This window comes from Labilibaculum antarcticum (genome assembly GCF_002356295.1).
GTDB lineage: Bacteria > Bacteroidota > Bacteroidia > Bacteroidales > Marinifilaceae > Labilibaculum > Labilibaculum antarcticum.
The window spans coordinates 3,983,735-3,996,357 of the sequence record NZ_AP018042.1 but is presented as its reverse complement, the minus strand read 5'-3'; the positions used below and the strand labels follow the sequence as shown (position 1 = coordinate 3,996,357).

Annotated in this window: 10 protein-coding genes; 6 read left to right on the top strand and 4 right to left on the bottom strand. The window is 36.3% G+C overall.

Features of this window, described 5'->3' with window-relative positions:
• Positions 1-3 precede the first annotated feature (3 nt).
• Together ALGA_RS15745 and ALGA_RS15740 are read right to left on the bottom strand one after the other, a co-directional pair.
• Complete coding sequence (locus ALGA_RS15745; RefSeq protein ID WP_096430739.1) at positions 4-324, bottom strand: thioredoxin family protein; 321 nt, start codon at positions 322-324, stop codon at positions 4-6.
• A 322-nt stretch (positions 325-646) separates the two neighbouring features.
• Positions 647-2,158 (bottom strand): sulfatase-like hydrolase/transferase, encoded by a 1,512-nt coding sequence (locus ALGA_RS15740; protein ID WP_096430737.1) that lies wholly within the window; start codon positions 2,156-2,158, stop codon positions 647-649.
• A 345-nt stretch (positions 2,159-2,503) separates the two neighbouring features.
• Between ALGA_RS15740 and ALGA_RS15735 the strand changes: the two genes are divergently transcribed.
• The 4 genes from ALGA_RS15735 to ALGA_RS15720 are packed head-to-tail and all read left to right on the top strand — an operon-like array spanning position 2,504 to position 7,185.
• Positions 2,504-3,790 (top strand): cytochrome b N-terminal domain-containing protein, encoded by a 1,287-nt coding sequence (locus ALGA_RS15735; RefSeq protein WP_096430735.1) that lies wholly within the window; start codon positions 2,504-2,506, stop codon positions 3,788-3,790.
• A 22-nt stretch (positions 3,791-3,812) separates the two neighbouring features.
• Positions 3,813-4,274 carry a QcrA and Rieske domain-containing protein gene (locus tag ALGA_RS15730; RefSeq protein WP_096430733.1) on the top strand — a complete coding sequence of 154 codons (462 nt, stop codon included), beginning with the start codon at positions 3,813-3,815 and terminating at the stop codon, positions 4,272-4,274.
• Positions 4,275-6,569: a tetratricopeptide repeat protein gene (locus tag ALGA_RS15725; RefSeq protein WP_096430731.1), complete on the top strand. Its 2,295-nt coding sequence runs from the start codon at positions 4,275-4,277 to the stop codon at positions 6,567-6,569.
• A gap of 28 nt (positions 6,570-6,597) precedes the next feature.
• The gene (locus ALGA_RS15720; protein ID WP_096430729.1) at positions 6,598-7,185 is read left to right on the top strand and encodes a DNA-3-methyladenine glycosylase I; all 588 of its coding nucleotides are present in this window, start codon (positions 6,598-6,600) and stop codon (positions 7,183-7,185) included.
• Between the two features lie 51 nt (positions 7,186-7,236).
• On the opposite strand, the gene ALGA_RS15715 is transcribed toward ALGA_RS15720, so the two are convergent.
• Together ALGA_RS15715 and ALGA_RS15710 are read right to left on the bottom strand one after the other, a co-directional pair.
• On the bottom strand, positions 7,237-9,531 hold the full coding sequence (locus ALGA_RS15715) for a M56 family metallopeptidase (RefSeq protein ID WP_096430727.1): 2,295 nt from the start codon (positions 9,529-9,531) through the stop codon (positions 7,237-7,239).
• A 1-nt stretch (position 9,532) separates the two neighbouring features.
• A complete protein-coding gene (locus ALGA_RS15710; RefSeq protein WP_096430725.1) occupies positions 9,533-9,904 on the bottom strand; it encodes a BlaI/MecI/CopY family transcriptional regulator in 372 nt (123 codons plus the stop codon).
• 176 nt (positions 9,905-10,080) lie between these two features.
• Between ALGA_RS15710 and ALGA_RS15705 the strand changes: the two genes are divergently transcribed.
• Positions 10,081-10,536, top strand: a complete 456-nt coding sequence (locus ALGA_RS15705) for a hypothetical protein (RefSeq protein WP_096430723.1) — start codon at positions 10,081-10,083, stop codon at positions 10,534-10,536.
• 141 nt (positions 10,537-10,677) lie between these two features.
• Entirely contained in the window at positions 10,678-12,606 is a 1,929-nt protein-coding gene (locus ALGA_RS15700; protein WP_096430721.1) for a BamA/TamA family outer membrane protein, read from the top strand.
• The last annotated feature ends 17 nt before the right edge of the window (positions 12,607-12,623 follow it).

The window sequence follows — 12,623 nt, the reverse complement described above, 5'->3', positions numbered from 1 at the left end:
GTATTAGGCGTGAAGTAGATTATCTAATTTCTCTTTTAATGCTGATTCTGCTATAACTCCAACTGTTTTATCAACAATTTCTGACTCTTTAATAAAAAGTAAGGTCGGAATACTTCCAATTCCATACTTTGTTCTCAATTTCGGGAATTTATGTACATCCACTTTTTGAATATCGATCTTTCCTTTATATTCTTCTGCTAATTTTTCAATAGTAGGCATTAATGCCTGACAAGGAGGACAGGTATCAGCATAAAAATCTAACATTATTGCTTTATCCTCTTTAAGTAGGTTATCCAATTCTTGAGCACTTTCTATTTTTCTCATATCTCTATTTTTTTAGTTGTAATCTTATTCATGTAATTTGTTGATACAAAGATGAAGACAATTAAATGAACTACTGTTGGTGATAATTCCTTAAGACTTGGCAATTTTTCCTTTTGAAGTCTTTTTTTTACTTTAATTCATCTAGAAACTCATTCAAATACATTTCAATCAACCCTTAAATCCCCTAAAGGGGACTAAAAAAAAACCTCTGGCTAAAACATTTCATAATCCACGAGGAATTAATTTTACTACACGCAAGGACATAAAAAAAGGATGTTCAGAATTCGCAATTCTAAACATCCTTTTTTTTCGTTCAGTTCAATTATAATGAAGTAAAGATCTTAGTCAAATCCAATGGATCATCCATGTCTTTTTGGAGAGCCACTAACTTCGTAAATAAGTCTTTAATTTTCTCTTTGTATTCTGGATTTGATGCCAAATCGTGCATCTCTTTTGGATCCTTATTTAAATCGTACAAACGCAATACTTTTCCGTGAGGATAAACAATCAATTTAAACCCTTCGGTACGAATCATTCGTTGCAGATCTGGTTTATAGCAACCATAAATGGCTGAATAATTCGATTTTGTTTGCTCACCACGAGCCAAAGACATTAAGCTATTGAACTCAATGTACTCAGGTTTTGGTAATCCTGCCAACTCAATTGAGGAAGCCATAATATCCTGCAAGTACACTTCAGCATCTATCTTTTTCCCTTTTTCAATATCAGGACCAATAACAAACAAAGGAGGACGCATAGAATGATCGTACATATTTTGTTTCCCAACCAATCCGTTTTCTCCAATTGCTAAACCATGGTCTGCAGTATAAAAAATATAGGTATTATCCATTTCACCAGATTCTTCCAATGCTTTAATAATCTTTCCGATTTGGTAATCCAAATGAGTAATTAAAGCATAATATTCCTGACGGTGCTTTTTCATAGAATACTCGGTACGTGGAAATGGAGCCAAAGCAGCATCACGCAATGCTGGTCCACAGCCAATACTATCCTTGTAAGGATACAAAGGCAAGAATGATTCAGGTACAGAAATATTCTCTAAAGGATACATGTCTAAAAACTCTTTAGGAGACTGACGAGGATCATGAGGAGCATTAAATGCCAAATACATAAAGAATGGTTTGTCTTTTCCTTTGGCTGAATCGATAAACGTAATTGCATCATCCTTTAGCACTTCGCTCCAGTGTTTTCCACCTTGCCAATAGCCGCCATTGTTTTTGTCCCAGGGAGTCCAGCTAGTATCCGATACACTTTGCGGACGATTATAACCAAATGGCATGATATCTTCAGGTTTACCCTGTTTTGTTCTCTCCATTTCGGCAAAAAGTTTCGCTTGCTTCGCATGATTCCAGTTATCTTTAGGCATTCCCCCACGGATATGTACTGTATGATTAAAAATCTTAGATGGAGCTGTTTGCACATGCCATTTTCCTGTCATGTAGGTATCGTAACCAGCAGTTTGCATAATCTGAGACCACATTTGCCCCTTCTCTACCAATTCATTTTGCTTGTCTTCAAATCCGTAGGCTCTCCACACAAATCTTCCTGTATTCAACATCGCTCTACTACTTGCACAAACGGCACCAGTCCAGGATCCCATGTTGAAAGCATGTGTAAAAGTTGCTCCATTCTCAACCATTTTATCAAGGTTTGGAGTAATTACTTCTTCATTTCCTAACGCATGCACTGTGTTATAACACTGATCGTCAGCAAAAAGAAAGATGATATTTGGCTGTTTCTTCTCAACTTTTTTCTCTACACATCCCACCAGTAGGGATACCATAAAAATGGATAACAACAATTTTAACTTCATCTTATTTATTATTTAGATTTTCAAAATACGTTAACGATCAATATCCAGTCACAGAAATTATTTTTTTGATTTCTTAAAACATCGATTTACACTGTAATTATGATATTCGAAGCCTAAAATTAAATAAAAAAAACTTATCCTCCTCTATTTAAAACTTAAAACAAACTTTCAATACACGCACGCAATCACCTTACAAACAACACATTACACACCAATACCCAATATCCCCCTTAAATTACCATCAATACTACCATTACCTACCAGTAGTGTTCATTATTTTTTCTTTCAGATTCAAAGCATTTTCACTTCCTTTGTAATCTTACTGTAAAACCCATAATCCGAGTAATGACAAATACGAATCAAGAAGATAAAACCCCCTCATCGATAGAAAAATTTATTCTGCATTTGCATCCGGCTAAGATCGATTCCAGAGCCATTAAAATTAACCGCACTTTCGGTTTGGGTGGAGTATGTGCATTGCTTTTTATAATTCTATGCCTTACCGGATTACTACTTCGTTTCTCTTATATCCCTACTGTTGAGCATGCCTACGATTCCATTTTAGGATTAAAAAACAATACCGTATTTGGTCAGTTTATTCGCAACCTGCATCATTTATCGGCCAAACTTATGATTGTAGCATCCTTTCTTCACTTGGTCAGAGTTTACTACACACAATCTATTTTCCTTAAACGAGGTGAGAACTGGATTTATGGTTTATTAATGATGTTTTTGGTGCTTGCATCTAGTTTTACAGGATACCTGTTACCTTGGGATCAGCTTGCCTACTGGGCAGTTACTGTTATTACCCAAATTATTGAGTACATTCCGTTTATTGGCCATTCGCTGGCATATGTTGTTCGTGGAAGTGAAACGGTTGACGGGAATACTTTACTCAACTTTTATACTTTGCATACAGGAATCATACCTCTACTATTCATTTTCTTAATGTGTATGCACTTTTGGCTGGTTCGCAAAGCTGGAGGGATTGCCTTGCCTCAACAAGAAGAACAACAAAAAGTTGATGTCATTCCAAATTTGGTATCGAAAGAAATCATGCTTGCATGTATTGTAATCGCAGGATTGTTTTTAACTGCGGCATTCTATGATGCTCCTTTGCTTGATCAGGCCAACCCATTAAAAAGTCCAAACCCAAGCAAAGCTCCGTGGTACTTTCTAGGTGCTCAGGAATTACTTCTTCATCTTCATCCTTTCTTTAGTGCGGTTATTATTCCTTTCGCAACGGCTCTTTTCTTTTTTGGTCTACCCTACTATAAATACAACAATTTAAATATCGGAGTTTGGTTCAACTCTCCATTGGGTAAGAAAATAACCATTCAATCGAGTATTATTGCTTTTGTATTTACATTTGCATTGATTTATTTATTTGAGCACTTTTTCCATTTTGATTTATGGCTTTCCAACTGGCCTGGCGTGATCTCAACAGGACTTATCCCCTTTCTATTCTATGCAGTACCTGTTGCGGCTTACCTTTTATTTTGGAATAAAAAACATCAGGCCAACCGAACCGAATTAATCATGGCCTGCACGAGCATTATACTATCATCCTATATATGCATGTTACTCATTTCGCTGCTATTAAGAGGGGAAGGAATGTTGATGATTTTTTAAAATATCGAATTACAATAGCATAATGAAATTGAACAGACGGAAATTCATAAAGCGAACTCTTATTGCACTTGCAACTGTAGAAGCTTTTTTCTTACTAAGAGGAAGTGTTAACAAAGTTGATACCTCATCTGGCACAACCGAATTATTTAATGCGGGTAAAGCTACTGCTTTCGACAAGAACAAACTATATCCATTTTTAACGGGTCAGTTCTTTCTGAAACGTTTCGAAGATGGTGGATTTTTGGCTATGTCTTTTAAGTGTACCCACTTGGGATGTGTCGTGAATACCAATTCGAAAACAGGTGGTTTCAATTGTCCATGCCATGCTTCGCAATTCAATAAATTTGGAGAAGTTTTATCGGCACCTGCAACCCGCCCCTTAGATTACTTTCCTATTACAATCGAAAAAGGAGAATTACTTATTGATACCAGAAAACCAATAAGAAGATCATCATTCAATAAATCGCAGTTAACCTACTTATAAATGGAGAATCGTAAAAAAACAGAGCGAATCAGCTTACTTGCTGCTTTAATAGCCGTACTATCGATTCCCTTGTACCTGTTGCTAAATACTTATGGCGCCAGTAAAGAAATATCAGCGGAAGCGCAATATGTAGGCCGTGAAACCTGCGTAGAGTGCCACTTAAATGAATACAACGATTGGGTGGGATCAGATCACGATAAAGCCATGGATCATGCCAATGATTCTACTGTTTTAGGCGATTTCAAGAATCAATCGCTTGAGTACAATGGAATGACGCACAAAATGTACAAAAAAGACAATCGCTTTTATGTACTAACCGATGGTGAATCAGGAAAACTGGAAGAATTTGAAATTAAATATGTATTTGGTTACTATCCTTTACAACAGTATTTGGTTGAATTTGACAGAGGCAGACTGCAAACTTTGCCATTAACATGGAATTCGAAAGACAGTATTTGGTATCACATGTCTACCCAAGTTTATAAAGATGAAATAATTGAACACGACAATTGGTTGCATTGGACCAATCAAGCCCAAAACTGGAATGGTATGTGTGCTGATTGTCACTCGACTAATTTGGTAAAAGGATACGATTCTAAAACCGATTCTTATCACACCACATGGAGCGAGATTGATGTGAGTTGTGAGGCTTGCCACGGACCCGCATCGAAACATTTGGAGTGGGCCGCAAAAGCAGATTATGCCAGAGATGAGCACACTAATTTTGGATTGGTTGTAAAAACAAGTGGAATTGACAACAAGGAATATGTTGATTTATGTGTTCGTTGTCATGCTCGTCGTGGTTCCCTTTCCGATTTTACACACAGTGCAGATATCTACAATCACACCATTCCCAATTTACCCAACGGAGAAAATTACCATATAGATGGTCAGATATTAGATGAAGATTACGTTTACGGCTCATTTACACAAAGTAAGATGTATATGAGAAATGTGAAATGCAACGACTGCCATAATGTTCACAGCACCAAACGACTATTCGAAGACAATCGATTATGTACTCAATGCCATAGAGCTGACGATTACGACACCAAAGCACATCATTTTCACAAGTTAAAAGGCGAAGAAGGGAAAGCGGTTATTGCTGATGACGGAGTAAAATTTGAAGTTGGAGATGGCGCACATTGTATCAACTGTCACATGCCGGCACAATTTTACATGGGGCCTGATTACAGAAACGATCACAGTTTCCGAGTTCCTCGTCCTGATTTAACACAAACACTGGGAACTCCTAATGCATGTAATCAATGTCATGCAGATAAATCAACCCAATGGGCTATTGATTACATTGACAAATGGCATGGTACTAGTCGTAAATCGCAATATGGTGTTGCTTTTAAAGAAGCTCTAACTGGCAGTCAGAAAGGCTTCGATGGCTTAGTTCATATTTATAATGATGAAGTATATCCTGAAATTATTCGGGCAACAGCAATTCGATTGTTAGGCATGAATTATCAGAAAAAAAGCAAGGAAATATTATACGATGCTTTGAATAATTTTAACGGTCATATTCGTTACAATGCCCTTCAAAACGTGATAATGGATGATCAAAAATCATTCAATATCGTTTTGGGAATGCTCAACGATCAGACCAAAGCCATTCGCGTTGAGTGTGCTACAAAACTGAATACGGTTAGCAGAGATCAAATACCGGCAAAGTATAACGAACAGTTTCAGCGAGCAGAGAAGGAATATCTGGAAGCTCTGGAATACAGTGCTGATTTTCCTGCAGGTAAATTTAATTTGGCTAATTTTTACTACAACAGCAAGCAAACAGATAAAGCCGAAGAGTTTTACAAAAGAGCTTTGGAGCAAGATCCTCTGCTTCATCCGATAAAAATAAATTTGGCCATATTGTACAACAACAAAGGTGAGTACGAAAAAGCTGAGATATTGCTAAAAGACTACTTGAAACATATTCCGAATGATGGCGCAACAATGTTTACCTATGCCCTTTTCTTATCTGAGCGCAAGCGTTACGATGAATCGATGACCTATTTACTAAAAGCATCGAAACTAGCAACGGGTAATCCACGGATTTTCTACAACATTGCCATGATGTATGATTTTAAAAATAATCCGAAGGATGCAATCAAGTATTTAAAAACTGCAATCAATATTAATCCTGAAGATCAGAATTACTATGTGGCTTTATTAAACCTTCACGTGAAATACAAGCAAACTAAAGAGTCGAAAACTGTAGCGAAACAAATACTTGAAAAATTCCCCAATATTAACGACAAAGCGAATATTGAGGCTGTTTTAAATCAATAATATCAGATTAATCGTATTATACCAAGTCATGCAAAATTCTTCTAAGAATAACACAAACATCACAAGATGCAAATGGGCTGGTGACGATCCATTGTATTGCGAGTATCACGATAATGAGTGGGGAGTTCCTTTGCACGATGATCAGATGCTGTTTGAATTTCTGATATTGGAAGGAGCGCAAGCTGGTTTGAGTTGGATTACCATTTTACGCAAGCGTGAAAACTACCGCAAAACTTTCGATAATTTCGATCCGAATGTTGTGGTAAATTATACCCAGGAGAAAGTAGATGAATTACTCCAAAACGAAGGGATCATTCGAAATAAACTGAAGATTACTTCTGCCATAAAAAATGCAAAGGCATTTCTTGAGGTTCAAGAAGAATTCGGCTCTTTCGACCAATACATTTGGAGCTTTACGGATGGAAAAACCATTCTTAATCATTGGGCAAGCATGTCTGAAGTTCCTGCCTCAACTCCCGAATCGGAAGCCATGAGCAAAGACCTAAAAAAACGAGGTTTCAAATTTGTTGGTCCAACCATTTGTTATGCATTAATGCAGGCAACAGGAATGGTAAACGATCACACAACAGATTGCTTTCGACACAAAGAGGTGTAAACGAAAATGCCCCTGACAGAAGTCAAGGGCAATCCTTTTTAAAAGCTTACTCTATGCTCCAAAATTAATTGGTACGGTATACGATACATTTACTGCTTGCCCTCTTTGTTTACCTGGCTTCCATTTTACAGAACTTTCCACGATCTCTAAAGCTTTTGCATCCACCTCCATATTACCTGTACCTCTTACCACCCGAGCTTTTTCAACCAATCCTTGTTTTGTTACCAAAAATGTGATAAAGCATCTCTTGCCAATTATATAGTTAGCATCCAATTTAGACACTTCACTAACAAAAAACTCTTTTAATTTCAAAGCTCCCCCTGGATACTCCGGCATTTCGTCTACAATTACAAAAACAGGCTCGTCATTATAAATAAATTCTTCCTTTTTAGACTCAATCTTTGAATCCAAACTTGCTTTTCGATTCGGCTCTACTTTTTTCTTTTTATCATTTTCTAAACTAAAATTAATTGGCACGGTATAAGAAACATTTACTGCTTGTCCTCGCTGTTTACCAGGTGTCCACTTAGGAATTGAATTCATCACTCGAAGTGCTTCTGCATCCAACGATGGATCAACTCCGCGAACAACACGGGCTTGCACAACATCACCTTCTTTACTTACAATAAATGTCACAAATACTCTACCGCTAATCTCCTTTTTCAGAGCCTCTGTCGGATACTTTACATTATCAGCAATGTATTTTTGCAATGCTAATGACCCGCCAGGATACTCTGGCATTTCCTCAACAATTACAAACACTGTTTCGCCTTTATAAAGATTATCTTTCTCAGGTTCAGCGACATTCACTTCATCTATTTTCTTATCATCTTCTAAACTAAAATTAATTGGAACTGTGTAAGATACATTCACAGCTTCACCTCTTTGCTTTCCTGGCTTCCATTTTGGCATTGATTTTATCACACGAACTGATTCAGCATCAAGAGATGGAGAAGCACCACGAATAACACGGGCTTGATCTACTTCACCCTCTTTATTTACAACAAAAGTCACAAATACTCTTCCGCTAATGCCTTTTTGCTGGGCATCTTTTGGATATTTTACATTTTTTGCAATATATTTTTGCATCTCCAACTCCCCACCTGGAAATTCAGGCATTTGATCTACTGTAACAAAAACTTGCTCGTCTTTGTAATAAGCTTCATCCTTTTGAGCTGAAGATTCTGAGTACATTTTAATCTTTACAAAATATCCGTTTTCTGTCTTCTCAGCATATTTAGTCAACTCGTCTAAAATCAACACTTTTCTTGCATAACCTTCACTTCTTACTCCTAATGTAGCATCTTCTACTACCAGAAGTTTAAATTTCCCGTTCCTGTCGGAAGTAACTCCCACTTCATTACTTCTGTTAAGAATCGTTGCTCCTTCAACAGGAGTATCGTGTTCATCAATTAATTGTCCGGTTAATTCAATAATATTAACCACTTTCTCAATTTTCTTCTCCTGAGCTTGAACTTCCACTATTTGCAGATTGAATAACAAAACAGCACATACTACTGGAATAACAATCAATAATTTATAGCGCCTATTTAGTGGGCTTTTTTCTTTTGACATCATAATCATACGTTTTTTAGTGATGGAATAGTTGAAGTTATTGGCTAAGCCCAAAACCTCAGTCCCCATAATTTGGTTCATTAAAATTGCCTGATATTGTCCAATGTTAAAGCCGCGCGCTATCACTCCATCATCAGCCAAAAGTTCATGCGTCTGTTTTACCGCAACCTGATAAAGCCATACAAAAGGGTTGAACCAAAATACGATGGTCAACAATTCAACAAACAGCAGATCGATCCAATGCTTTTGCTGAGCATGTACTTTTTCATGCGCAAATATATTATTCAGAGACTTGTCGCGAAACTCCTCTCTGTTCATTACAATGTATCCGAAGAAAGAAAAGGCAGGTATTGATTGATCCAAAAGAACCACCTTCTGTTCATCAACAATTTGATATTCTCCGGCATTAATTAATTGTCGTATTTGGAAAACCTTTAAAAGACTTCTTACAAATAGAATGCTACACACAGCCAGATAAATTAAAAGCAGCATCGATCCCAAGGAAATTATAGATTTGGCATGTTGAATTGCTTCCCCAAGAATGGGATCAACAAAAAAATCTCCCATCGCATCATTTACAAATGCGGATTCTACAGTAATCGAGTAGGAAAACTTCAGAAGAGGCAGAATTAATGCTAACAAAGCACTTCCCAATAGGTAAAAGCGAATCTCTGCGAAGAATCGTTCATTTCGCAATACCAAAATGTAAATCAGATAAAACAAAACCAGAACAGCCGATGACTGTAGTAAGTAGTCCGTCATTGCTTCCATATCACTTCTCTTTATTTATTTCACGTTTAGCAATCTCAATCATCTCTTCCAATTCCTGAATACTCAATTTGTTATCCTTAGCAAAAAAAGAAGCCATTCTCGAAAATGACCCATTAAAATAATTGTTTACCAAGCTTCCAGCCTTATAACCAGAATATTCATCTTTGGGTATTTTCACCGAAAACAGATGCGATTTCCCTGCTGGAATTTTATCTGTAAAACCTTTCTTTTCCAATGCATTCATAACAGTTGCAACTGTTGTGTATGCCGGCTTTGGTTCCGGAAATTTCGCAACAACATCTCTAACGCTCGTTTTTTTTAATTCCCATACAATCTGCATTACCTGTTCCTCTGCTTTGGTCAATTCCTTCATAACAAACTTTTCTTTACGATTAATCTACTACAAACTTAGTACTATTTTTTTAGTAGACAAATATCACTACTAAAACTTTAGTAATAAATGCGAATTAATTCTTAATTGACCGCGATTATAATCTCCCTAAGCTTGATTACTACTAGCTATTTTGCTAACTATGCAAAAAATACACAATGGAAAAATTTGAATTAAGCCCATCTGAATATCCTTTGGGTAAAAGAGTAAAAAAGGAGCTTTCCTTACTCGCACTTTTAATAGTCATTCTCCTGTTTTTTGTTGGTATAAACGTAGTTTACCTAACTACAGTATTATGTATGTACGTGTTACTATTACTCTTAAAAAGAAACCGTATTATTTATAAAATTGAGTTCGATGATGATGCAGCAGAAATGTGCATGTCCTACTACTACCTGATTTTTTTTCGCGGAAAAGAAATAACCAAATACGATAAGGTTATTTTTAAATTAGGATTGAAACGGTTTGGATTTGGAAGTGCTGTAGAGACTCTTGAGCTTTTTAAAGGCAAAATACTAACTGGTGAAATTAGAAAAGAAGGTAAATGGAAATGGACTGCCGATAGCGTTAACCAACTCAATAAAAAGCTTACAGATATTACCAATTTAAAATAACTTAACAATTCAAAACCTATCAAGGTATGATTCTTGTGCTTCGGAACGCATAAATCAAATTACAATTTATATATCTTTGGAAGAAGATGATCCTGTTTGTAATTAAAATTTTGACTCATCAGTAAAATAAGTACATATTGTTTGATTCTTTTTCTATTGATAGGAAATCTTCTCCATGCAAATGGACAAAGGATTTCGCGAAGAGACACGCTTATTGAAAAACTCCAATATTCCCAGTTACAAGACAGTACATTTATCATTTCCAGAGATACTCTCATCTTTCTCTTAGATACAGTAAATGAAAGCAGTCTTGAAAGTAATTCTAACAATGGATCTAAATTTTACAATTCCCTTAAACGAGGTGCCGGCAAACGAAAATTCACAAAAGAATTATACAACCTATTCTTTGTATCGCCCGATAAACTGAACCCAACAGATACAATAAAAACTGAACGAAGCGAAGTAGCTTTTTTGCAATATCAGGGCAAAACAATACGAAACATTAGTATTCGGGTTTTAGAACCTTTTGGTCCTACCCTATATGACACTACTCAAATTGCACATACCTGGTTAGAAACGACTGGAAACAAACTACATAACACAAGTAGAAGAAATCACTTACGCAAACTGTTGCGATTAAGCGAAGGCGATGCTGTTGATCCATATAACCTTGCAGATAACGAACGACTAATTCGTGAATTATCATACGTTAAAGATGCCTATTTTAGAGTTATTCCGGTTTTAGGCTCACAAACGTTAGTCGATCTTCAATTGTGGGTTAAAGATCAATTTTCATGGGGAGCCAACATGAAAGTTGGATCTCTATCCTCTACCGAATTTGAAATATATAGCCGAAACCTATACGGACTAGGACATGAATTCAGCAATAGTTTTGAATTTGATTCAGACAAAGATCAGAAATACGGTTACACAGGAAGATATAAAATTCGAAACATCCGAAAATCATATATCGATGCAACTTTCACCTACCAAAACACCTATGAAAAAGCTGTTGTTCAAGTTGATTTAGACCGGAGTTTCGCGACCTACAACACCAAATATGCCGGAGGCTTTACACTCTCCCAAACCATGAGATCAGACGAAATTCAAAAAGATGATCCGATTATTAACGAAATACCTTTGGACTTTAATTATGGAAATATTTGGTTTGGCCGTTCTTATAAGATTAAATCCAGAAATAAATTTGCACGAAGAAAGTTATATATAACAGGAAGAATATCAGGTCGGGAATTTTTCGAGAGACCCGAAGTTGGTCCTGCACTAAATCAATCTTTCCATAATAACATTCATTATCTGACTAGTATAAGCTTAAGTCAAATACAATATTACAAGAGTAATTTAATTTACAATTTTGGACGAACCGAGGATATTCCATATGGCTCTTTAGCGCAACTTACCATGGGATACGAAGACCGAGAATACTCACATAGAAGATATTTGGGGTTTGATTTCCAAAAAGCGGCTTACCTTAGTAAAAGCAGAACATATTTCTTTAATCGTGTTGCTCTTGGAGGTTATTTTAATTCACAGAAATTTGAACAAGGTGTTTTACTCGGACAAACAAAATTCTTCAGTCGCATTCGTAATCTCGGACCTCTTCGTCTTCGTAATTTTGCAGATTTGCAATATACACTAGGAATAAGAAGATTTCCAGATGAATTCATAAGCCTTTTAACTGATACTGGAATTCGGGGTTTTTCCAAAGAGGATGTAATCGGGACTCAGAAATTAGTCCTTAATCTGGAAACTGTAGCCTTTACACCTTACACTTTAGGTGGCTTTCGTTTTGCTTTTTACACCTTTGCCGACATGGGGTTTATTGGTAGTAATAAAAAGAATATTCTTAAGGAAAAATTCTATTATGGTGTGGGATTTGGAATTCGTTTGAACAACGAAAATTTAGTTTTCAAAACCATACAATTACGCCTTGCTTTTTATCCAAAAGCCCCCTCCGATTTCAATCGATTTGAATATCGCATATCTGGGGAAGAAAGACCTAAATTCAATAACTTTAGAGTGACTCAACCAGAAGTTGTTCCTTTCGAATAGTAATTCTGGTTTTCCTC